This is a genomic window from Ideonella sp., from assembly GCF_035254525.1.
In the GTDB taxonomy this organism is placed as follows: domain Bacteria; phylum Pseudomonadota; class Gammaproteobacteria; order Burkholderiales; family Burkholderiaceae_C; genus Ideonella.
In genome coordinates, this window is the sequence record NZ_DATFAN010000141.1 from 1 (window position 1) to 21,869 (window position 21,869).

Annotated in this window: 19 protein-coding genes; 5 read left to right on the forward strand and 14 right to left on the reverse strand. The window is 68.7% G+C overall.

What is annotated here, in order from left to right:
* Positions 1–14: 14 nt before the first annotated feature.
* The 3 genes from VJ693_RS14185 to VJ693_RS14195 all read right to left on the reverse strand — a co-directional run bounded on the left by VJ693_RS14185 (position 15) and on the right by VJ693_RS14195 (position 3,943).
* Positions 15–1,781: an acyl-CoA synthetase gene (locus tag VJ693_RS14185; RefSeq protein ID WP_324155106.1), complete on the reverse strand. Its 1,767-nt coding sequence runs from the start codon at positions 1,779–1,781 to the stop codon at positions 15–17.
* Between the two features lie 117 nt (positions 1,782–1,898).
* Positions 1,899–3,407, reverse strand: coding sequence for a hypothetical protein (locus VJ693_RS14190; RefSeq protein WP_324155107.1), 1,509 nt, complete (start codon positions 3,405–3,407; stop codon positions 1,899–1,901).
* Positions 3,408–3,448: 41 nt separating this feature from the next.
* Complete coding sequence (locus VJ693_RS14195; RefSeq protein WP_324155109.1) at positions 3,449–3,943, reverse strand: GNAT family N-acetyltransferase; 495 nt, start codon at positions 3,941–3,943, stop codon at positions 3,449–3,451.
* Positions 3,944–4,003: 60 nt separating this feature from the next.
* On the opposite strand from VJ693_RS14195, the gene VJ693_RS14200 reads away from it, so the two are divergent.
* Positions 4,004–4,960: an alpha/beta hydrolase gene (locus tag VJ693_RS14200; RefSeq protein ID WP_324155110.1), complete on the forward strand. Its 957-nt coding sequence runs from the start codon at positions 4,004–4,006 to the stop codon at positions 4,958–4,960.
* Here the strand turns inward: VJ693_RS14200 and VJ693_RS14205 are convergent, their stop codons facing one another.
* The 7 genes from VJ693_RS14205 to VJ693_RS14235 are packed head-to-tail and all read right to left on the reverse strand — an operon-like array spanning position 4,961 to position 11,662.
* Positions 4,961–5,350, reverse strand: a complete 390-nt coding sequence (locus VJ693_RS14205) for a response regulator transcription factor (RefSeq protein ID WP_324155111.1) — start codon at positions 5,348–5,350, stop codon at positions 4,961–4,963.
* An 8-nt stretch (positions 5,351–5,358) separates the two neighbouring features.
* The gene (locus VJ693_RS14210) at positions 5,359–8,163 is read right to left on the reverse strand and encodes a sensor histidine kinase (RefSeq protein ID WP_324155112.1); all 2,805 of its coding nucleotides are present in this window, start codon (positions 8,161–8,163) and stop codon (positions 5,359–5,361) included.
* On the reverse strand, positions 8,163–8,378 hold the full coding sequence (locus VJ693_RS14215) for a hypothetical protein (RefSeq protein WP_324155113.1): 216 nt from the start codon (positions 8,376–8,378) through the stop codon (positions 8,163–8,165). Before VJ693_RS14215 ends, VJ693_RS14210 begins: the two co-directional genes overlap by 1 nt.
* 4 nt (positions 8,379–8,382) lie before the next feature.
* Complete coding sequence (locus tag VJ693_RS14220) at positions 8,383–8,640, reverse strand: DUF4212 domain-containing protein (RefSeq protein WP_324155114.1); 258 nt, start codon at positions 8,638–8,640, stop codon at positions 8,383–8,385.
* On the reverse strand, positions 8,631–9,224 hold the full coding sequence (locus VJ693_RS14225) for a tetratricopeptide repeat protein (RefSeq protein ID WP_324155115.1): 594 nt from the start codon (positions 9,222–9,224) through the stop codon (positions 8,631–8,633). Before VJ693_RS14225 ends, VJ693_RS14220 begins: the two co-directional genes overlap by 10 nt.
* 5 nt (positions 9,225–9,229) lie before the next feature.
* Positions 9,230–9,526 (reverse strand): hypothetical protein, encoded by a 297-nt coding sequence (locus VJ693_RS14230; protein WP_324155116.1) that lies wholly within the window; start codon positions 9,524–9,526, stop codon positions 9,230–9,232.
* Positions 9,527–9,532: 6 nt separating this feature from the next.
* A complete protein-coding gene (locus tag VJ693_RS14235) occupies positions 9,533–11,662 on the reverse strand; it encodes a sodium:solute symporter family protein (protein WP_324155118.1) in 2,130 nt (709 codons plus the stop codon).
* Positions 11,663–11,799: 137 nt separating this feature from the next.
* On the opposite strand from VJ693_RS14235, the gene prfB reads away from it, so the two are divergent.
* The 3 genes from prfB (at position 11,800) to VJ693_RS14250 (ending at position 16,681) form a co-directional block, all read left to right on the forward strand.
* Positions 11,800–12,904, forward strand: a protein-coding gene (prfB, locus tag VJ693_RS14240; protein ID WP_324155119.1) for a peptide chain release factor 2 whose coding sequence is annotated in 2 segments (ribosomal slippage) — positions 11,800–11,880 and positions 11,882–12,904 — 1,104 coding nt in all. Because the reading frame shifts where the segments join, the coding sequence is not laid out codon by codon here.
* Positions 12,905–12,967: 63 nt separating this feature from the next.
* Positions 12,968–15,640 (forward strand): aminopeptidase N, encoded by a 2,673-nt coding sequence (pepN, locus tag VJ693_RS14245; protein ID WP_324155189.1) that lies wholly within the window; start codon positions 12,968–12,970, stop codon positions 15,638–15,640.
* Positions 15,641–15,667: 27 nt separating this feature from the next.
* Complete coding sequence (locus VJ693_RS14250) at positions 15,668–16,681, forward strand: class 1 fructose-bisphosphatase (protein WP_324155121.1); 1,014 nt, start codon at positions 15,668–15,670, stop codon at positions 16,679–16,681.
* Positions 16,682–16,723: 42 nt separating this feature from the next.
* Here VJ693_RS14250 and VJ693_RS14255 read toward each other — a convergent pair whose 3' ends face one another.
* From VJ693_RS14255 to VJ693_RS14270, 4 genes are read right to left on the reverse strand one after another with little or no spacing between them, the layout of a single operon-like run.
* Complete coding sequence (locus VJ693_RS14255) at positions 16,724–18,151, reverse strand: bifunctional serine/threonine-protein kinase/universal stress protein (RefSeq protein ID WP_324155123.1); 1,428 nt, start codon at positions 18,149–18,151, stop codon at positions 16,724–16,726.
* Entirely contained in the window at positions 18,141–18,884 is a 744-nt protein-coding gene (locus tag VJ693_RS14260) for a metallophosphoesterase family protein (protein ID WP_324155124.1), read from the reverse strand. The genes VJ693_RS14255 and VJ693_RS14260 overlap by 11 nt, the downstream gene beginning before the upstream one ends.
* Before the next feature lie 42 nt (positions 18,885–18,926).
* On the reverse strand, positions 18,927–20,600 hold the full coding sequence (locus VJ693_RS14265; protein ID WP_414652282.1) for an MFS transporter: 1,674 nt from the start codon (positions 20,598–20,600) through the stop codon (positions 18,927–18,929).
* 38 nt (positions 20,601–20,638) lie between these two features.
* Positions 20,639–21,016 carry a response regulator gene (locus tag VJ693_RS14270; protein ID WP_324155126.1) on the reverse strand — a complete coding sequence of 126 codons (378 nt, stop codon included), beginning with the start codon at positions 21,014–21,016 and terminating at the stop codon, positions 20,639–20,641.
* 130 nt (positions 21,017–21,146) lie between these two features.
* Here VJ693_RS14270 and VJ693_RS14275 point away from each other — a divergent pair, with 130 nt between their 5' ends.
* Positions 21,147–21,860 carry a hypothetical protein gene (locus tag VJ693_RS14275; protein ID WP_324155127.1) on the forward strand — a complete coding sequence of 238 codons (714 nt, stop codon included), beginning with the start codon at positions 21,147–21,149 and terminating at the stop codon, positions 21,858–21,860.
* Positions 21,861–21,869 lie beyond the last annotated feature (9 nt).

The window sequence follows — 21,869 nt, forward strand, 5'->3', positions numbered from 1 at the left end:
GGAGATCAGCGGGTTCATGCTTCGGGTTTCCGGGCGCGGGCGCGCTCCTCTTCCTGCAGGCGCAGCACGCGGCGCTGCACCTTGCCGGTGGTCGTCATCGGCAGCGCGTCGATGAATTCGATGTCCTTCGGGTACTCGTACGGCGCGAGACGGCCGCGCACGTGCTGCTGCAGCGCATCGACCAGCGCCGCGTCGCCCGCGTACCCGGGTGCGAGCACCACGTAGGCCTTGACCACCGCGCCGCGCGCCGGGTCGGGCTTGGGCACCACCGCGGCATTGGCCACCGCCGGGTGCTTGACGAGGCAGTTCTCCACCTCGCTCGGACCGATGCGGTAGCCGGCGGCCTTGAACACGTCGTCGCTGCGCCCCTGGTACCAGAGGTAGCCATCGTCGTCCATCACCGCGGTGTCGCCGGTGCGGCACCAGCTGTCGTCGGGGTCGCCAGTGAACTTCGCGCGCGTGGCGTCGGCGTTCTTCCAGTAGCCGAGGAAGAAGACGGGATCGAGGTCGCCGTGGATGTCGCGCCGGTGCACGGCCACGTCGCCGGGCGTGCCGCGCGGACACTCGCGGCCGTCGTCGTCGATCACCGCGACACGGTGGCCCGGGTAGGCGCGGCCCATGCTGCCGGGGCGCGCCGGCCAGCCCGGCGCCGGGCGGCCGGCGGCATCGAGCGACTGGCCGCAGTTGCCGACGACGTAGTTGATCTCGGTCTGGCCGAACATCTCGTTGACGACCACGCCGAGCTCGTCGCGGCACCAGGCGAACACCGCGTCGCCCACGGCCTCGCCGGCGCTCATCACCGAGTGCAGGTTCAGGCGGTAGCGGCGCCGCGGCTGCGGCACCGCCTTCATCATCGCCTTCAGCGCGGTCGGGAACAGGAAGCTGTTGGTCACGCGGTGACCCTGCATCAGCTCGAACGCGCGCTCGGGCGCGAAGCGGCCCTGGAAGGCGACGATGGGCACGCCGAAGTACAGCGAGGGCAGCAGCGCGTCCATCAGCCCCCCGGTCCAGGCCCAGTCGGCCGGGCTCCAGAACACCGCGTCGGCGGGGACGCCGCCAGGGCCGAGCTTCTTCTTCGGCGGTTTGCCGCTGCCGCTGCGCAACCAGTTCTGGCTGCAGACGAATCCGGTCAGGTTGCCGATCAGCGCCCGGTGCGGGATCAGCGCACCCTTGGGCGGGCCGGTGGTGCCGCTGGTGTAGATCAGCACCGCCGGGTCGTCGGCCTTCGTGCGGCGGGCGGTGAAGGTAGCTGCCTCGCGCGCCAGCGCGGCGTCCCAGTCGATGTCGCCCCGCCCGGCCGCGCCGCCAACCGCGATCACCGTGGCCAGGCCCGGGCACTGGCCGCGCACCGCGAGCAGGTTGGCGATCGCCGATTCGTCGACGATCGCCACGCGGGCCTCGCTGTCGTTCAGCCGGTACTCGAGCGCATCCGGCCCGAACAGCATCGACAAGGGCATCGCGACCGCGCCGAGCTGGTACAAGGCAATGTTGGCCACCGCGGTCTCGGCGCGTTGCGGCATCACCACCGCAACGCGGTCGCCGGGCCCGACGCCGAGCCGCTTCAGCGCATTCGACAGCCGGTTGGCCGCGGCCTGCAGCTCGCCGTAGCGATGCAGCGTCAGCGACCCGTCTTCGCGCTCGGCGCGGATCGCCACCGCGCGGGGCCGCTCGCGCGCCCATCGGCCGCAGCACACTTCGGCGATGTTGAAGTGCGCCGGCACGCGCCAGCGAAATTGGCCATGCCAGATCGCATGGCGGTCGAATGCCTGCTTGTCGTTCATGGCCCGAGCGTAAGTCCCGGGGCCGCGCCGCCCCATTGGGCGTAGCCCTGCCTAGCGCTGGCGGCCGACAGGCATTGCCGGCAGAGGTGGGCAGGTCGCGCAGCTTGATGACAGCGCTCAATGAGGCAGGTCGCGCCTTGCGATGGTCCAAGTCAGCTTGCGCCGTTCCCTCGCCTCGCCGCACCAGCCGACACCGACCAAGGAAATCTCATCCGCGCCAGCGTCCAACTGAGTCGGGTTGTGCCAGCTGCATTCCAGATCCTCCTGCTCTCCCGTCGGTTCGAGCCGAACCGCCCAGTCCAGCGCGCCATCGCGGCGGTAGTGCGCGAAAGTCATTGGAGGCTTCTGAACGCCCGGATGCCACAGCGACCACATGTAGTAGCCGTCATGGGCTGCTTGGAAAGTCCAGCGGCCATAGCTTGATTGCTCGGCGTCGAACGAGATTCGCTTCATCTCTCGCGTTGACCAGTCGAGCGTCCAAGGTCCATAGGCTGCACGCCCGTTGCGCTTAGCGGCCTCGACAGCTGCTTGCCATGCAGGCAACCCGTCCGCCCCCAAATCGATGCTCGAGAGCGCTTCCGATGGGCCGACTTCCGATTGCAGTTTCACGCGCGCGGGCCGCTGAGGCGCAAGCGCATCGGGCTGCACCTGTGCCGGCACGGTGTGCATGCGAACGACCTGGGGTGATGCAGGTGCGTTCGTGGCATGCACCAAGCGGCCCGCCAGAACATTGCGAGGTTCTGAGCAACTGTTTCGTCGGCCCGGATCGCGACTCGGAAATTCATTGCTGTACGTCGTCACGAACCGGTCATCGGAATACTCGGTGGAAGATGTGAGGCCAGCCAGAATGCGGCCCGTCGCCCGGTCGACCAACTGCCAACGGTGAAATGGGGCGGTAGGTTGATCCGGTCCACTCAGTAACAACGCAAGTTCGGCCTCTGGCTGCGCCGGGAAAGTCACGGCCACGCAGGTATCGGGGAGAAACGGCGGCGTTCTGAACCATTCTGCAGCCCTGCTTCCATAGCGCTCGTCGGAGATACAGGCAGGATCGCTATCGGACGATAGGGACACGCGCACCAAACTGCCGCTTGGCCTGTCGATCGGCAGGCTGCCCCCCGCGCCGGAGCCGTCGGCATAGACCAAGAGGCGGCCGGTGTTGCCCGACTCGCGGAATCGAAATTCAATGAATCCGATGTCACGTTGCCCGAGCAGCCCACGCCACCCGTCCATCAGCACGCCCCTGCCGTCGTCGAGCAGGCCGCGAGCAGGCACGGACTCAGGGAGTCTGGCGAGTTCGCCTTTGCACATCTGTCGAGCAGCCATCCAGCGTGCCTTCTTTTCACTTTCAGCCTGCTTCTCGGTTGCAGCACGGTTGGTCCAATCCCACAGCGGAACGACCCACCCAGCTATGGCCAGCGGCACGATGACCCAACGAACAATGCCCCGGCCCTTGGCCAGGCCAACGATGGAAGCCGCGACGAGCAAGAGCAAGACGAGCGCGACACCACCGATGACAAGGTAGGCGATGGCATCGACGGCGCCGGTATAGACGGCCCCTCTCTGAGCGCGACGCGTGGCTCTCCTGAATGCAGCAGCGTGCAGTCGCAGCCTGACCTTCCTCTTCACTAATCCTCCCTTCTTGTCCGGCGTTTGGCGCAAACCAGTCTCTATGGCACAGCGCCGAAGCGGGCCAGCGCCTCGCCCGTCACCCGGCAGATGCGCCAATCCGGCATCACCGTCGCGCCCATCTTCTCGTAGAAGCGGATCGCGTTCTCGTTCCAGTCGAGCACGCTCCATTCGAAGCGGCCGCAGCCACGCTCGACGGCGATGCGGCCCAGGTGCTGCAGCAGCGCCTTGCCGATGCCGGCGCTGCGGTGCGCGGGCTGCACGTACAGGTCTTCCAGGTACAGCCCCGGCCGGGCGAGGAAGGTGGAGAAGTTGGTGAAGGTCAGCGCGAAGGCGACGACCTCACCGCCGGGCAGTTCGGCCACCCAGCACTCGGCCACGGGCTTCGGGCCGAAGAGGTGGGGCGCGAGCGTCTCGGGCGTCACCTGCAGCAGATGGGTCAGGTGCTCGAACTCGGCCAGCTCGCGGATCAGGCCGACGATGGATCCGGTGTCGCGCGGCTCGGCGGCGCGCAGGGTGAAAGGGGCAGCGGTCATGCGAACGATTCTGTCACCCCCGCGGCAGCGCAGCGGCGGGCCAGGCCCTACAGTGGCCGGATGAGCACGACCGCCGCCTACACCCCTCGCCGCCCCGGCACCGATCGTTTCGTGCCGGTGCGCGGGCTGGATTACCACGTGATCACCTGGGGCGATGCGTCGCTGGTCACACCCGAGCGGCCGGCGCTGTTCATGGTGCACGGCTGGATGGATGTGGGCGCCTCCTTCCAGTTCGTCGTCGACGCGCTGGCGGCGCTCGAAGGCGAGTCTCGCTACATCGTGGCGGCCGACTGGCGCGGCTTCGGGTTGACCCGCGTGCCACCGACCGACAGCTACTGGTTCGCCGACTATCTCGGCGACCTGGACGCGCTGCTGCACCACGCCGATCTCGGCCTGAACGGTGATGCGCCGCTCGACCTGCTCGGCCACAGCATGGGCGGCAACGTCGTGATGAGCTATGCCGGCGTGCGGCCCGAGCGCATCAGGCGGCTGGTGAACCTCGAAGGCTTCGGCCTGCCCGAGACCAGGCCGCACCATGCGCCCAAGCGGCTGCGCCAGTGGCTGGACGAGCTGCGCACCGAGGTGTCGCTGCGCGACTATGCGAGCGTCGAGGCGGTGGCCGAGCGGCTGCTGAAGAACAACCCGCGGCTCGATGCCGCGCACGCGGCCTGGCTCGCCCAGCACTGGGCCGAGGAACGCCCGGGCCAGGATGGCGAGAGCCGCTGGCACATCCTCGGCGACCCGGCCCACAAGCGCGCCAACCCGATCCTCTACCGCAAGGACGAGATCCTCGAGGCCTGGAAGCTGATCACCGCGCCGGTGCTGTGGGTCGAGGGCAACGAGACCGACGTGACCAAGTGGTGGGGCCACCGCTACCCGCGCGATGATTTCGAAGCCCGCCTCGCGGTGGTGCCGAAGGTCGCGCGGGTGCTGCTGACCGAATGCGGCCACATGTTGCACCACGACCAGCCGCAGCGGCTGGCGCAGCATGTCGCCGCCTTCCTGGATCAGCGCTGATCAGCCCGCGCCGGGTGCCGCCTCGTCGCCCAGCAGCGTACGCACCCGCGCCAGCAGCTCGCGCGTCGAGAACGGTTTGGTCACGTAGGCATCGGCGCCCAGCGCCAGGCCCTTGGCCACCTCGATCTCGCGGCCCTTGGCGCTGATGATCAGGATCCGCATGTGCAACCAGTCGCGGTGGGTGCGCACACGCTGGCAGACGTCGAAGCCGCTGACCCGCGGCAGCATCACGTCCAGCAGCACGAGGTCCGGCACGTCGCGGGCGATCGCATCGAGCGCCTCCTGCCCGTCGCGCGCCACCAGCACTCGGTAGCCGGCCTGCTCGAGCAGGTATTCGAGCGACAGGACGATGCTCGGCTCGTCGTCGGCGATCAAGATGGTCTTGGGCATCGGGATGCTCACCTCAGCGGCAGCGTGAACGAGAAGGTCGCCCCTTGCCCCGGCTGGCTTTCCACCCAGAGTTTGCCTCCGAAATGCTCGACGATCTGGCGGCTGATCGGCAAACCCAGGCCGGTACCCTGGGGCTTGCCGGTCAGCGGGTCGCCGACCTGGCGGAACTTCTCGAAGATCAGGTCCTGGTCGGCACCGGCGATGCCGGCCCCGTTGTCGCTCACGTCGACCTGCAGTGCGCCCGGCAGCACCTTCAGCGTGATGCCGATGCGGCCGGCCTCGCGGTCGCAGAACTTCACCGCGTTCGAGATCAGGTTCAGCATCACCTGCATCAGCCGGTCGCGGTCGGCGCGCACCGGCGGCGCATCGTCGGGCAGCGCCAGCGCCAGCGCCACGGCGTTCTCGCGCAGCAGCGCGCCGGTGGCCGACACGGCCTCCTCGATCAGTCCCTTCACGTCGACATCGGCCGGGTGCCACTCGGCCCCCCCGGATTCGAGCTTGGCCAGGTCCAGCACCTGGTTGATCAGCCGGGTCAGGCGCTCGCTTTCCTTCACGATGATGGAGACGAACTGGGTGCGCCTGGCCTCGGCCATCGCCGGGTCGGCCTGCAGCAACTCGGACAGTGCGCGGATCGAGGTCAGAGGCGTGCGCAGCTCGTGCGTCACGGTGGAGATGAAATCGTCCTTCAGCCGATCCAGCTCCTGCAGGCGGGCGTTGGCAGCGCGCAGCTCGGCGGTGGCGGCCTCGAGTTCGCGCGACTTCTGCTCGAGCTGGTGGCTGTAGGCGATGAGCTGCGAGGCCTCGTCCAGGATGTTGAGCACCTCGTCCATGCCCAGCGGCTCTTCCTTGACGACCGAAGCGAGCATCACCCGCGCCGACGAGGCGCCGATCGCGCCGGCCAGCAGGTTCTCGACAAACCGCAACAGCTCGGCATCGGGCACGATCCGGTCGATGGACGCCAGGCCGCCCACCTTCGCGTAATCGGCCAGCGCCTCGTCGGTGCGCGCGCTGCCGAGAAAGCGCGCGAGCAGCTGCCGCACCTCCTGCACCGAGGCACTGCCGCGCCAGGGCGCCGAGCGGGCCACGGCCATCCCGACCGCCCCCGGGGCCGGGCTGCTCCCGGCCCGCCCCCCGCGGGGGGTCGAGGAACTCGGGAACGGCACTTCGTTCCTCGAGAACACGTCGACGAACAGCACCGCCTGCGCCCGCTCGCGCAGGCCCTGCGTACCGGCCAGCGACACGGCCACGTAGCCGCCCACGTTGGCCAGCATGCTCCAGAACATCGCGTGGCTGATGTCGTCCAGGCCGGTCAGGCCGAACAGCGCCAGCGGCTTCAGCAGCGCGATGCCGAAGGGCCCTTCCCGGATGAACGAGATCGGCAGCCAGGCGGACTTGGCGAACGAGGGCAGCAGCAGCGTGTAGGCCCAGACCGCGAAGCCGAGCGACAGGCCGACCAGCGCGCCGCGCCGCGTGCCCTGCTTCCAGTACATGCCGCCCAGCATGGCCGGCGCGAACTGCGCCACCGCGGCGAACGAGACCAGCCCGATCGAGACCAGCGCGTAGGCCTCGCCGGCCGCCCGGTAGTACAGGTAGCCCAGCATCAGCAGCGCGACGATCGCGCCGCGGCGGATGCCCAGCAGCAGCCCGGTCAGGTCGCGCCGCTCGGCCAGCGCGAGTGCGCGCCAGCGCAGCAGCACCGGCATCACGAGGTCGTTGCAGATCATCGTCGACAGGGCGATGGTCTCGACGATCACCATGCCGGTGGCCGCCGACAGCCCGCCGATGAAGACGAACAGCGCCAGCGCCTCCTGCCGGTGGGCCATCGGCAGCGTCAGCACGAAGGTGTCGGCGTCGACCTGGCCGGGCGCGAACTGCAGCAACCCGGCGAAGGTGATCGGCAGCACGAAGACGTTGATCGCCAGCAGGTAGACCGGAAACAGCCAGATCGCCTTCGCGACATGGTCTTCGTTGACGTTCTCGACGACGCTGATCTGGAACTGGCGCGGCAGGAACAGGATGGACAGCATCGACAGGAACACCAGCGACGCCCAGGAGCCGTAGGTGCCGGCCGGCCCGCCGAGCGTGAGGATCTCGTTGAGCTTCGGCAGCGCGGCGGCGTGGGCGAAGAGATCGCCGAAGCCGTTGTAGAGCCCGAAGGTCACGAACACCCCGACCGCCAGGAAGGCCAGCAGCTTGACCAGCGATTCGAAGGCGATCGCCGCGACCATGCCCTCGTGGCGCTCGGTGGCCTCGAGGTGGCGGGTGCCGAACAGCAGCGTGAACGCCGCCAGCAGCAGGGCCACGTACAGCGCCGTGTCCTGCAGCAACGCCACGGCATGGCCCTTCGGCGGCATCACCACCTCGGGGTACTGCAGCAGGATCACGAAGCTGCTCGACACCGCCTTCAGTTGCAGCGCGATGTACGGGATGATGCCGATCACCGCGATCACGGTGACCAGCCCGCCGAGCAGCGCGCTCTTGCCGTAGCGCGCGGCGATGAAATCGGCGATCGAGGTGATGCGGTGGACCTTGCTGATGCGGATCATCTTGCGCAGCACCAGCCACCACAGCGCCGCCATCAGCGTGGGGCCGAGGTAGATCGGCAGGAAGCCCACGCCGCTGACCGCCGCGCGGCCGACGCTGCCGTAAAAGGTCCACGAGGTCGCGTAGACCGCCATCGACAGCGCATAGATCGTCGGGTTCGCGATGATCGAGCGGCCGGCGTCGGCGCGCTTGTCGCCCCAGTAGGCGATCGCGAACAGGATGCCCAGGTAGGCGAACGAGGTCAGCAGGATGACGCCGCCGAGCAGCATCAGCGTGGCCCCTTGCGCCCTGGGTCCCGCTCGACGACGAGGATCATCAGCACGACCAGCACCGCCCAGGCCGCGAACAGGTAGGCATACAGCACCGGCACGCCGAGCACCGTGCCGCCGACGTTGAACAGCGACAGCAGCGGGAACGAGAACAGCAGCAGGCCGAGCGCGAACAACGCCACCAGGCGTTGCGATTGTTCCGGGCGGATCGGCACCTCGTCACTCCTCCTCGGCAACGCCGTGCTCCTGGTCCAGCCGGTTCATGGCGCGGGCGTAGTACCAGATGATCACGACGTAGACGATCAGCGCCCCCTGGGCCGCGACCCAGAAGCTGAACGGCCAGCCAAGGAACGTGAAGTCGAGTTCCCGGGCGAAGTAGGCGACGACGAAGGTCACCACGAACCAGATGGCCAGCAAGACCGATGTGATCCTGAGGTTCCTGCGCCAGTAGCGCTTCTGCATCGGCGTCAGCTGCATCGTGTCTGCTCCGACCTCGGTGGCTGGCTCATTCCGGTTTCGCGCAGCAGCCGGGCCGCCACCTTGGGCTCGAAGCCCTGCAGGTGGCAGATGATCTTGCGCGCTTCGTCCGGAGCGTGCCGATCCATGTGCACCCGCGCCAGCTGGTACCAGCCGTAGGGGCTCATGGGCTGCAGTTCGGTGTTGCGCTGCAGGGCCTGCACGGCCTCGTCGTACCGGCCCTGGGCGATCAGCACGAGGCCGAGGCCGTACCAGGCGCGGTCGAGCCGCTCGTCGAGCGCGACGGCACGGCGCAGGGCGCTCTCGGCTTCGCCGTGGCGGCCGGCTTCCTGCAGCAGGTAGCCGAGGTTGAACCAGTCGGCCGCGCTGCGCGCCGGGTGGGCCGCGACCAGCGCCTGGGCATCGGCCATGGCCGCCTCGAGCGCACCACGCTGGCCGCGCAGGTGGGCTCGGCTGGCCAGCGCGTAGGCATCGCCTGGCCAGTGCGCGAGCATCGCATCGAACACCTGCTCGGCCCGCGCATGGCGGCCGAGCACCAGCCAGGCGATCGCCCGGCCCTTGTGCCACAGGTAGGCCGTGTTCACGCCGCTCACCGGCATGCCTGGGCCCCCGCTTGCAGGCACAGATTGATCTTGACCAGGGTCACGACCAGCCACATCGTCAGCAGGAAGACGAAAGTCGCCAGCGGCAGGTGCCGGTCGAGCACGATGCGCGGGGCGATCCGGCGCATGCCCTTGACGAAGGGCCCGGTCAGCACCTGGAACAGCCGGTAGAAGACATTGCTCTCACGGCCGGCGCCGGCCAGCAGGCCGAGCACGAACTGGCCGGCCAGCGCCAGCAGCGCGATCTCGATCACCAGCTTGAGGGACAGGACGATCAGCAACATGTCGGTCTAGCCGTCGTGATGGACACCCGGGTAACGCACGTGGTCGACCCATTCGTCGCTCGGCGCGGGCGGCCGCCGCGTCAGCAGGCTCACCAGCACGATGGTCGCCAGGCCCACCGGCACGCCGAACACGCCGGCCGACGTGGGCTGGATGCCCCACCACAATTCGACCGGACGCTCGACGTGGAAGACGCCCCGCATCCAGCTCTGGGTGATGGTCATGTAGTACAGCGTCACCAGCAACCCGGCCAGCATGCCGGCCGCCGCACCCGCCGCATTGGCCCGGCGCCAGAACACGCCCAGCACCAGCGCGGGAAAGAAGGCAGCGGCCGCCAGCGAGAACGCGGCCGAGACCAGGAACAGGATGTCGCCGGGCTTCTGCGCCGCGACGAACGCCGCCGCCAGCGCCACCGCCAGCAGCAGCACCTTGCTGATCAGGACCCGGCTGGCGCTGGAGGCGTTCGGGTCGATCATCTTGTAGTACAGGTCGTGCGACAGCGCGTTCGAGATGGTCAGCAGCAGGCCGTCGGCGGTGGACAGCGCCGCGGCCAGGCCACCGGCCGCCACCATGCCGGAGATGACGAAGGGCAGGCCCGCGATCTCGGGCATGGCCAGCACGATGATGTCGCCGCCGATGCGCATCTCGCCCAGTTGCAGCAGGCCGTCGCCGTTGATGTCGGTGGCCGACATCAACGTGGGGTCGACCCGCGCCCAGTTGCCGATCCAGGCCGGCAACTGGTCGAAAGGCGTGCCGACCAGCACCGTGAACACCTCGAACTTGACCAGCACCGCCAGCGCCGGGGCGGACAGGTAGAGCACCACGATGAACAGCAGCGACCAGGTCACCGACTCGCGTGCCTCGCGCACCGAGGGCGTCGTGTAGTAGCGCGTCAGGATGTGCGGCAGCGCCGCCGTGCCCAGCATCAGGCAGAACACGAGCGCCAGGAAGTTGCGCCGCGAATCGTCGAAGGCGTGGCGCTCGGCCTCGGTGCCGTCCGGGTTGCCGGCGAACGGCCGGGCATGCTCGGGCATGCCGGCCAATGGGTGGGCGCGCTCCTCGGTGATGCGCCGCTCGCGCGCCCAGTCGGCGGCGATCTGCGCCGGGTCGCGCTGCAGCGCCGCCAGGCGGCGCTCGGCCGCCTGCACATGGCGCAGCGGCGCGTTGGCCGCCATCAGCGCCTTGACCTCGCGTTCGGCCGCAGCGCGGTCCTCGGCCAGCGCAGCCGGCACGTCCAGCAGCTTGCCCGTCAGCTCGTCGGCCCGCGCGGCCAGCAGCGTGATCACCTCGCGCTCGCGCGGGTCGTCCTTCAGCTTGCGTTCGGCCTGCGCCACCTGCTCGAGCTGCGCCGCGTAGGCCAGCGGCGGCAGCGGGTTGCCGGTCTGTTTCAGGCCCAGCCAGACGACCGGCACGAGGTAGGCGATCACCAGCACCACGTACTGCGCGACCTGGGTCCAGGTGACCGCGCGCATGCCGCCGAGGAACGAGCACACCAGCACCCCGCCCAGCCCGAGAAAGACGCCGATCTCGAACGACGCCACGCCCGTCAACCGCGTCGTGATCAGCCCCACGCCGTAGATCTGCGCCACCACGTAGACGAACGAGCACAGCACCGTCGCGCCGACCGCGATGGCCCGCACCGGCTGGCTGCCGTAGCGCGCGCCGATGAAATCCGGCAGCGTGAACTGGCCGAACTTGCGCAGGTAGGGCGCGATCAGCAGGGCGATCAGGCAGTAGCCGCCCGTCCAGCCCAGCACGAAGGCCAGGCCGTCGTAGCCGGACAGGTACAGCGTGCCGGCCAGGCCGATGTAGGAGGCGGCGCTCATCCAGTCCGCCGCAGTCGCCATGCCGTTGTAGACCGCCGGCACGCGCCGGCCGGCGACGTAGTACTCGGTGGGGTCCGAGGTGCGGCAGACGATGCCGATCGCGGCGTAGATCACCACGGGCGCCGCCAGGAAGATGAAGCCGATCCACTTCTTCGGCAGGCCGATGTGCTCGAGCGCCAGCATCGTGCCGACGAACACGGCGAAGCACAGCGCGTACAGCAGGTAGATGCGGTTCAGCCGCCCACGAAAGGCCTGGCTGGCCAGCACCGACGGCGGAAGCGGGCGTGCCGGGCGCGGCCAACGCCAATTCATTGCTGTCCTTCGCTCGTCCGCATCGTCAGGCCGTGCCTCTTGTCGTGGTGGGCACGCCAGCGGGCCCTGCCGCCATTGTGCGTCCATGAGAAAATTGCCGGTTCGGGATTTTCACCCCCAAGAACTCGAGGCAACCCATGGACATCGAACGCATCAACGCCATCGGCAGCACGCTGGCAGACCTGTCCGAGCGCACCCAGGCGCTCAGGGGGTATCTTTGACTACGACCGCAAGGTCCTGCGGCTGAGGGAAGTCAACGCCACCCTCGAGAACCCCGACATCTGGAACGACCCCAAGCGGGCCCAGGAACTCGGCAAGGAGAAGAAGGCGCTCGATGAAGTCGTCGAGACCATCGACCACCTGACGGGCAACCTGTCGGACAACACCGAGTTGTTCGAGATGAGCAAGGCGGACGACGACATCGCGGGCCTCGAGGCCATCGAGGCCGAAGCCGCCGCCCTGCGCGAGATCGTCGAGAAGCTCGAGTTCCGCCGGATGTTCAGCAACCCGGCCGACCCGAGCAACTGCTTCATCGACATCCAGGCCGGCGCCGGCGGCACCGAGGCCTGCGACTGGGCCGGCATGCTGCTGCGCCAGTACCTCAAGTACTGCGAGCGCAAGGGCTTCAAGGTCACGATGGAAGACGAGACGCCCGGCGACGTGGCCGGCATCAAGAGCGCCACGATCAAGGTCGAGGGCGACTACGCCTTCGGCCACCTGCGCACCGAGACCGGCGTGCACCGCCTGGTGCGCAAGAGCCCGTTCGACTCGGCCGGCGGCCGCCACACGAGCTTCGCCTCGCTGTTCGTCTACCCCGAGATCGACGACTCGATCGAGATCGACATCAACCCGGCCGATGTGCGCACCGACACCTTCCGCGCGTCCGGCGCGGGCGGCCAGCACATCAACAAGACCGACTCGGCGGTGCGCCTGACGCACATCCCGACCGGCATCGTCGTGCAATGCCAGGACAGCCGCAGCCAGCACAGCAACCGCGACGTCGCCTGGCGGCGCCTGCGCTCGCGGCTGTACGACCACGAGATGCGCAAGCGCATGGAAGAGCAGCAGAAGCTCGAAGACACCAAGACCGACGTCGGCTGGGGCCATCAGATCCGCTCCTACGTGCTCGACCAGAGCCGCATCAAGGACCTGCGCACCAACGTCGAAATCTCCAACACCCAGAAGGTGCTGGACGGCGACCTCGATGCCTTCATCGCGGCCAGCCTGAAGCAGGGGCTCTGACCGCGATCCGGCCAGCCGCCCTCTCACGAACCACCCGAACGAAGAACAGGACCGCCCATCATGATGCGTGAAGGCGCTGCCCCCCTGGTCCGCCGCGAGGATTACCTCGCGCCGGCCTACTGGATCCGCCGCGTCGACCTGACGCTGGACCTCGATGCCGCGAAGACCATCGTCGCGAGCAAGCTCGCGATCGAACGCAACCCCGCGCAGGAGGTGCAGCCGCTGCGCCTGCACGGCGAAGACTTGAACCTGCTGCGCGTGCTGGTCGACGGCCAGAGCGTCTCGTTCCGCCACGAGGACGACATGCTGGTGATCGACGCGCCGGCGGCCGACACCTTCACGCTCGAGATCCGCAACACGATCTGCCCGGAGAAGAACACCCAGCTGAGCGGCCTGTACGCCTCCGGCTCGGGCCTGTTCACCCAGTGCGAGGCCGAGGGCTTCCGCCGCATCACCTACTTCCTCGACCGGCCGGACGTGATGGCCATCTACACCGTCACGCTGCGTGGCGACAGGAAGAAGTACCCGGTGCTGCTGAGCAACGGCAACCTGGTCGAGCAAGGCGAACTGGAGGCCGGCCGCCACTTCGCCAAGTGGCACGACCCGTTCCCGAAGCCGAGCTATCTGTTCGCGGTGGTGGCGGCCGATCTCGTCGCGCGCGAGCAGTGGGTGCGCACGCGCGGCGGCAAGGACCACCTGCTGCAGGTCTACGTCAAGCGCGGCGACCTCGACAAGACCGAGCACGCGATGAACTCGCTGGTCGCCTCGGTGGTGTGGGACGAAGCCCGTTTCAAGCTGGCCCTGGACCTGGATCGCTTCATGATCGTCGCGGTCGACGACTTCAACATGGGCGCGATGGAGAACAAGGGCCTGAACCTGTTCAACACCAAGTTCGTGCTGGCCAGCGCCGCCACCGCCACCGATGGCGACTTCGACGGCATCGAGAGCGTGGTCGGTCACGAGTATTTCCACAACTGGACCGGCAACCGCATCACCTGCCGCGACTGGTTCCAGCTCTCGCTGAAGGAGGGCCTCACGGTCTTCCGCGACCAGGAATTCTCGATGGACATGGCCGGCTCGGCTTCGGCCCGCGCCGTGCGCCGCATCGCCGACGTGCGCGTGCTGCGCGAGCGCCAGTTCCCCGAAGATGCCGGCCCGATGGCCCACCCGGTGCGCCCCGACACCTACCGGGCGATCGACAACTTCTACACCGCGACCGTCTACGAAAAGGGCGCCGAGGTCGTGCGCATGATGCACACGCTCGTGGGCCGTGACGGCTTCGCGCGTGGCATGACGCTGTACTTCCAGCGCCACGATGGCCAGGCCGTGACCTGCGACGACTTCGCCCAGGCCATCGCCGACGCCAACCCCGGCAGCACGCTGGCAAACCACCTCGAGCTGTTCAAGCGCTGGTACGCGCAGGCCGGCACGCCGCGCGTCTCGGCGCGAGGCCGCTACGACGCGGCCGCCGGCAGCTACACGCTGACGCTCACGCAGTCGAACGCGCCTTCGGCCGGCCAGCCGGTCAAGCTGCCCCACCTGCTGCCGGTCGCGCTCGGCCTGGTCGGCCGTGACGGCCGCCCGCTGCCGCTGCAGCTCGAAGGCGAGGCGGTGCCGGCCGGCACCGAGCGCGTGCTGGTGATGACCGAGGCCGAGCAGGCATTCGTCTTCACCGGGCTGGATCAGGAGCCCGTGCCGTCGCTGCTGCGCGGCTTCTCGGCCCCCGTGGTCCTCGACGACGGCCTGTCGGACGCCGAGCGCCTGGTGCTGCTGGCGCACGACACCGATGCCTTCAATCGCTGGGAAGCCGCCCAGCGTCTCGGCCTGGCCCGCATCATTGCCGCGCTGGAGGGCACCGGGCGCCCGGTGCTCGACGACGCCTTCGTCGACGCGATGCGCCGCCTGCTGCGCGACGAATCGCTCGATGCGTCGTTCAGGGAACTCGCGCTGACGCTGCCGTCGGAAGGTTACGTGGCCGAGCAGGTCGGCCCGGTGGATCCGCAGCGCATCCACACGGTGCGCGAGGCCCTGGTCGACGACCTGGCCGCGCGGCTGCAGGCCGATTGGGCCTGGGCCTACGACGCGCACCAGGTCAAGGGCGGCTACCGGCCCGATGCCGAGCAGAGCGGCAAGCGCGCGCTGGCCAACCTCGCGCTGGCGATGCTGGTGCGCCATGCGGCAGCCACGGCCGATACGGTCTGGCCCGGCCGCGCCTACCAGCGCTTCAAGGACGCCTCGAACATGACCGACCGCCTCGGCGCGCTCGAGGCCCTGGTCAACGCCCATGCCGAGCTGGCCGCGCCGGCGCTCGAACGCTTCCACGCCCTGTTCAAGAGCGACGCGCTGGTGCTCGACAAGTGGTTCATGCTGCAGGCCCGCGCACCCGAGCGCGACGGCCGCGTCTTCGCCCGCGTGAAGCAGCTGATGAAGCACCCGGATTTCACGCTCGCCAACCCGAACCGGGCGCGTGCGCTGCTGTTCTCGCTGGCGATGTTCAACCCGGCGGCCTTCCACCGCACCGACGCGGCCGGCTACGTCTTCTGGGCCGAGAAGGTGGTCGAACTCGACGCGATCAACCCGCAGATCGCCTCGCGCTTCGCCCGCGGGCTGGACCGCTGGCGGGCGCTGGCCGAGCCGTACCGCTCGGCCGCCCGCGAGGCGATCGCGCGCGTGGCCGCCAAGACCGACCTGTCGGGCGACACGGCCGAGATCGTCCAGCGCGCGCTGCAAGACTGACCTTCCCAGGAACGAAAGCCCCGCCTCATGAGTTCACGGATCTCCCTCACCCAGTACCTCGTCGAGCAGCAGCGCGAACACGGTCACATCCCGGCGCAGTTGCGCCTGCTGATCGAGGTCGTCGCACGCGCCTGCAAGCGCATCGCGATCTCGGTCAACAAGGGCGCGCTCGGCGACGTGCTGGGCTCGGCCGGCAGCGAGAACGTGCAGGGTGAGGTGCAGAAGAAGCTCGACGTGATCAGCAACGAGGTGCTGATCGAGGCCAACGAATGGGGCGGCCACCTGGCGGCGATGGCGTCGGAGGAGATGGATTCGATCCACGTCGTGCCGAACCGCTACCCGCAGGGCGAGTACCTGCTGCTGTTCGACCCGCTCGACGGCTCGTCGAACATCGACGTCAACGTCTCGATCGGCACGATCTTCTCGGTGCTGCGCAAGGTGAACAACCAGCGCGGCATCAGCGAGGAGGATTTCCTGCAGCCCGGCAAGCAGCAGGCCGCGGCCGGCTATTGCGTCTACGGCCCGCAGACCACGCTGGTGCTGACCGTCGGCCGCGGTGTCGCGATGTTCACGCTCGACCGCGAGCAGGGCTCGTGGGTGCTGACCGCCGAGGATGTCCAGATCCCCGAGGACACCAAGGAGTTCGCGATCAACATGTCGAACCTGCGCCACTGGGATGCCCCGGTCAAGCGCTACATCGACGAGTGCCTGGCCGGCAAGGAAGGCCCGCGCGGCAAGGACTTCAACATGCGCTGGGTGGCCAGCATGGTGGCCGACGTGCACCGCATCCTCACCCGCGGCGGCGTCTTCATGTACCCTTGGGACAAGCGCGAGCCCGACAAGCCCGGCAAGCTGCGCCTGATGTACGAGGCCAACCCGATGGCCTTCCTCGTCGAGCAGGCCGGCGGCAAGGCCACCAATGGGCGCCAGCGCATCATGGACCTGACGCCCACCAAGCTGCACGAGCGCGTCAGCGTCGTGCTCGGCTCGAGGAACGAAGTCGAGCTCGTGACCTCGTACCACCACGACGCGGCCGCCTGACGAAGGCGCGGTGCCGTCGCCGCCCGCGGCGGCACCGCCGGCTCATTCGACGGGGCTCTCGGCGCCCGCCCGCGGCCGCACGACCGTCACGCTGCACGAAGCCTCGGCCATCACCTGCGTCGCGATGCGGCCCCGCCACGGCGTCAGGCCGCGCGACAGCGGCGCCCCGATGAGGATCTGGTCGACCTTGTTGACCCTGGCGTAGTCGATCAGCGCGGCCGCCGGCGCGTTCGACTCGATCACGTGGAAGGTCAGCCGATCTTCAGGCAATTGCAGCGGCTTGGCCCAGTGCCTCAGCTGCACGAGGTGGCGGATGTGCACGCTGGTGGCGGCGTCCTCGATGCGCTCGGCGCCCAGCGCCGGCTCCGGCGGGGTCACCGTGACGCAGGCGATGCGGCACTGGTTCTCGGCCGCCACCAGCCGGCGCGTGGCATCGCGCAAGGCCTCGAACACCGCCTCGTCGGTGTGCGTGGTCGCGATGGCGACGACCACGATGGGTGCGGCGTTGACCTGCACCGAGGGGGGCGGGCACGGCCCTGGCTCGAAGCCCGCGGCCCACAGCCAGCGGCGCAGGCGCACGCGCCAGCCCGCGGGCCGCAGGCGCCGCCCGCGCTCGGTGATCGCCACCTGGTCGTGATGGCTGAGGTCGAACGCGATCTGCGCCGCGGAGGCGTAGCGGTCCACCGCCTGGACCGACAGGCAGCGCAGCGTGATCTCCTGCAGCCACTCCGGCGTCGTGGGCACCAGCGCGCGCGGGGGCACGGGGTCGCGTGACAGGCGCTGGCGCAGGCGGCGTATCGACTTCGGCAGGCCGAAGGGCAGGCGCCCGGTCGTCAGCTCGTAGAGGATCGCGCCGAGCGCATAGACGTCGCTGCGCGGGTCGCAGCGCACGCCCATGATCTGCTCCGGCGCCATGTAGGGCCAGTTGCCCACCGGCATGCGGAACTCCTCGGCCAGCAGGTCGGGGAAGCGGCTGTGGTGCGCGAGCCCGAAGTCGATCAGCACGGCGCTGCCGTCGGGGCGCATCAGCACATTGGCCGGCTTCAGGTCCAGGTGCACCACGTCCTGCTTGTGCAATTCGTGCAGCGCGGCGGCCACGGCCGCACCCAGGCGGGCCACTTCCTGCGCAGGCAGCGGCGCGCGCGCCACCCAGTCCTCGAGCGGCGGCCCCTCCACGTACTCCATCACCAGATACGGCCGCGTCTCCACGTCGCCAGTGCAGACGAGCGTGGGCACGTGCGGCCCCGAGAGCACGCCCAGCACCATGCGCTCGACCTCGAAGCTGATGACGTTGGACGCCGACTCGCCGATGCCCAGCCGCGGGATCTTCATGATCAGCGGCAGCGGGCCCCGGGGCCCGACGAGACGATGCACCGCCGCCATTCCGCCGAGGTGCAGCCTTCTGCCGAGCCGGAAGCCGTCGACCTCGTCTCCCTCGCGCAGCGGCTCGCCAGTGGGGCTATTGGCCATGCTCGAGGCGCCACGCCAGCCGTTCGGGCAGGCCGGCAGCACGGATCTTCCCCGCTGCCGTGGCGTAGTCGTAGGCCACGCGAAAGAAGGTCATGCGGGCCCGGGCCAGGTCGACCAGGGCGTAGCAGGCAGCGGGATTGCCGTCGCGCGGCTGCCCGGCCGAGCCGACGATGGCCAACCAGCGACGGTGCCGCCCGATCGGGATCGGCGTGCCGGGCGCCGGCTCGAACGGCAGCGGCCGGCCGCCGGCGCCGATGTAGTACAGCACCTGCTCGTGCACATGGCCGCAGAAGGTGTAGACGGCCCTTGCCGCGCGCATGCTCGCCTGGGCCTGGACCTCGCTGGTGACGTAGTCCCAGCGTTCGGGGCTGGCGGCACTCGCGTGCACGAAGACGCTGTCGTCCTCGCGCACCAGCAGCGGCAAGGCGTCGAGAAAGGCGCGCTGCCGGTCGCTCAGGCGCACGCGCGTCCAGTCGATCGCGGCCTGTGCGCTCCCGGCCATCGGATCGACCGGGCGGCCGAGCACGGCGGCGTCGTGGTTGCCCAGCACCACGACAGCGCCTTGCGCCGCGTGCTGTGCGATCACGTCGATGACGGCGCCGGGGTCGGCGCCATAGCCGACCAGGTCGCCCAGGAATGCGAAGCGCTGCGCACCCTGCGACTGCGCGTGCGCCAGGCACGCCGTGAGCGCTTCGAGGTTGCTGTGGATGTCCGCGAGGAGTGCCAGCTTCATCGCCATGCCGTGAGGCGCCATGCCCCACGGCACTCTAGCGCTTCAGCTGCCGTGGTGGATGTCGCGATCCTTGGTCTCAGGCAGGAAGAACGTGCCCAGCACCGCCGTCATCAGCGCCACCACGATCGGATACCACAGGCCGAAGTAGATGTCGCCGGTAGCGGCCACCATGGCGAAGGCCGTGGTCGGCAGAAAGCCGCCGAACCAGCCGTTGCCGATGTGATACGGCAGCGACATCGACGTGTAGCGGATCCGCGTGGGGAACAACTCCACCAGCCACGCCGCGATCGGCCCGTAGACCATCGTCACGTAGATGACGAGGATCGTCAGCAGCGCCAGGACCATCGGGAAGTTGATCTTGGCGGGGTCGGCCTTGGCAGGGTAGCCCGCGGCCTTGACCGCCTCATTGACGGCCTTGTCGAACTCGGCCGCCTTGGCCTTGAATTCGGCCGGCGGCAGCGCCGTGCCCTCGAACGCGGGGATGACCGTTTCGCTGCCGATCTTGATCGAGGCCACCGTGCCTGCCGGCGCCAGCTCGTTGCGATAGTTGATCGCACGCTTGGCCATCGCGCTCTTGGCGATGTCGCACGAGCTGGTGAATTTCGCCTTGCCCACCGGGTCGAACTGGAACGAGCACTGGCTCGGGTCGGCCACCACGACGACCGGGTTCTTGGCCTGTGCCTCGAAGATGGCCGGGTTGGCGAATTCGGTCAGCCCCTTGAAGATCGGGAAGTAGGTCACCGCGGCCAGCAGGCAGCCGACCATGATGATCGGCTTGCGGCCGATCTTGTCGGACAGCCAGCCGAAGACGAGGAAGAACGGCGTGCCGATGACCAGGGACCCGGCGATCAGCAGGTTGGCCGTGGTGGCGTCGACCTTCAGCGTCTGCAGCAGGAAGAACAGCGCATAGAACTGGCCCGTGTACCACACCACCGCCTGCCCGGCGGTGCCGCCGAGCAGGATCAGGATGACGATCTTCAGGTTCGGCCAGCGCAGGAACGACTCGGTCAGCGGCGCGCGCGAGGCCTTGCCCTCTTCCTTCATCTTCCGGAAGATCGGCGATTCGTTGAGCTGCAGCCGAATGTAGACCGAGATCGCCAGCAGCAGGATCGACAGCAGGAAGGGCACACGCCAGCCCCATTCGTCGAATTCCTTGCCCAGCGCCAGGCGACAGCCGAGGATGACCAGCAGCGACAGGAACAGGCCCAGGGTCGCCGTGGTCTGGATGTAGCTCGTGTAGTAGCCGCGCTTGCCCTGCGGGGCATGCTCGGCCACGTAGGTCGCGGCGCCGCCGTACTCGCCGCCCAGCGCCAGGCCCTGCAGCAGGCGCAGCGAGATCAGGATGACCGGTGCGGCCACCCCGATGGACGCGTAGCTGGGCAGCATGCCGACGATGGCGGTCGACAGGCCCATGATGAGGATCGTGATCAGGAAGGTGTACTTGCGGCCGATCATGTCGCCCAGGCGGCCGAAGATGATCGCGCCGAAGGGGCGCACCGCGAAGCCGGCGGCAAACGCCAGCAGCGCGAAGATGAAGGAGGTCGTCTCGTTGACGCCTGCAAAGAACTGCTTGCTGATGATCGCCGCAAGCGACCCGTAGAGATAGAAGTCGTACCACTCGAAGACTGTGCCGAGCGACGATGCGAAGATGACTCTGCGCTCGTCCTTGGTCATTCCCCGCGGCGCACCGGCCGCCAAGGTGGTTGCATCTGCCATGGAATCTCCTCAGGTTGTCTGAACGGTTGTTGGAACGATCACCTCTCGCCCACCAGCAACTCCCGCACGGTGGTCATCAGCTCGCGCGTCGAGAACGGCTTGGTGACATACGCATCGGCGCCGAGCGCCAAGCCCTTGCTGATCTCGATGTCGCGGCCCTTCGCGGTCAGCATGACGATGCGGACACCGCGTCCGCCGTCGGTCTCGCGAACCCTCTTGCACACTTCGAAGCCATTCATGCCCGGCAGCATCACGTCCAGAAGGATCAGGTCGGGCAGCGCTTCCTGCACCGCCGCGAGGGCTTCGTTGCCATCGCGTGCGACCCTGACTCGGTAGCCCTCGCTCTCGAGCAGATACTCCAGCGAAACGACGATGCTGGGCTCGTCGTCGGCAACGAGTATGGTCTTCTCATCCATCTCATCCGGACTTTCTTTCGCGAAGCCTTACACGTTTCTGACGAAGCAGCAACTGCCCGGGCAAGCCCGCTCCGGGCAAACCCTGGGTAGCTTGCGGCGGCGGCTCGAGCAGGCGCCCGACAATGCGACGATGAGCACGGACTACGTCTACTGGACCTTCACCGCCGCGGCGCAGTGCGTGTCGACCTTCGTCGCGCTGCTGCTGACCGGTTATGCGCTGGTGCTGGCGCAGATCGAGGCAGCACGCGAACGCGACGATTCGCTGCAGGAGCTGCACACGGTGCTGCGCGCCAGCTACCACGCGCGCTTGACGGTGCTGGCCTGGCTCACCGCACTGGCCGTGCTGCTGAGCCTGCTGGTGGTCTGGGTCAACCGCTCGGACCACACGGCGCCGCCGTGGATGATGAGTTTCGCGGCGCTGGCCGACATCGTCGCGATGGTGGCCGGGCTGGCCTTCGTCGTCACGATCATCGACCCCCGGCGCTACCAGAAGGCCGCCGAGCGCGAGCTCGAACACCAGCAGGTCGCCGCCCAGCCGGGCACCGTCACCTCGGCGGAGGTGTTCTTCAAGGCCTTCCGCCAGCTCGAACGCGCGCTGCGTGACCAGATCAAGCGCCAGGGCCTGGGCGCCGAGCCCGGCGACGACGGCAAGGGCCCCAGCAGCGTGCGCCAGATGGCCGCGGCGCTGCTCGACAACGGCTCGATCGGCGAAGACTTCCACGCCGAGCTGCTGCAGGTGGCCAAGTACCGCAACCTGCTGTTCCACGGCCACGTGAAGCAGGCCGACACCGGCATGGTCGAGCGCACCACGCGCGACGCGGCGCTGGTGCGCCAGCTCGCCTGAAGCCCCGGC

Coding starts and splice junctions, on each gene's coding strand:
- VJ693_RS14195 (WP_324155109.1), bottom strand. CDS start 3,943: ATGACCGCTGCCCCTTTCACCCTGCGCGCCGCCGAGCCGCGCGACACC.
- VJ693_RS14235 (WP_324155118.1), bottom strand. CDS start 11,662: ATGAATTGGCGTTGGCCGCGCCCGGCACGCCCGCTTCCGCCGTCGGTG.
- VJ693_RS14270 (WP_324155126.1), bottom strand. CDS start 21,016: ATGGATGAGAAGACCATACTCGTTGCCGACGACGAGCCCAGCATCGTC.
- VJ693_RS14275 (WP_324155127.1), top strand. CDS start 21,147: ATGAGCACGGACTACGTCTACTGGACCTTCACCGCCGCGGCGCAGTGC.
- VJ693_RS14185 (WP_324155106.1), bottom strand. CDS start 1,781: ATGAACGACAAGCAGGCATTCGACCGCCATGCGATCTGGCATGGCCAA.
- VJ693_RS14255 (WP_324155123.1), bottom strand. CDS start 18,151: ATGGCCAATAGCCCCACTGGCGAGCCGCTGCGCGAGGGAGACGAGGTC.
- VJ693_RS14265 (WP_414652282.1), bottom strand. CDS start 20,600: ATGGCAGATGCAACCACCTTGGCGGCCGGTGCGCCGCGGGGAATGACC.
- pepN (WP_324155189.1), top strand. CDS start 12,968: ATGCGTGAAGGCGCTGCCCCCCTGGTCCGCCGCGAGGATTACCTCGCG.
- VJ693_RS14200 (WP_324155110.1), top strand. CDS start 4,004: ATGAGCACGACCGCCGCCTACACCCCTCGCCGCCCCGGCACCGATCGT.
- VJ693_RS14210 (WP_324155112.1), bottom strand. CDS start 8,163: ATGCTGCTCGGCGGCGTCATCCTGCTGACCTCGTTCGCCTACCTGGGC.
- VJ693_RS14205 (WP_324155111.1), bottom strand. CDS start 5,350: ATGCCCAAGACCATCTTGATCGCCGACGACGAGCCGAGCATCGTCCTG.
- VJ693_RS14260 (WP_324155124.1), bottom strand. CDS start 18,884: ATGAAGCTGGCACTCCTCGCGGACATCCACAGCAACCTCGAAGCGCTC.
- VJ693_RS14220 (WP_324155114.1), bottom strand. CDS start 8,640: ATGCAGCTGACGCCGATGCAGAAGCGCTACTGGCGCAGGAACCTCAGG.
- VJ693_RS14250 (WP_324155121.1), top strand. CDS start 15,668: ATGAGTTCACGGATCTCCCTCACCCAGTACCTCGTCGAGCAGCAGCGC.
- VJ693_RS14230 (WP_324155116.1), bottom strand. CDS start 9,526: ATGTTGCTGATCGTCCTGTCCCTCAAGCTGGTGATCGAGATCGCGCTG.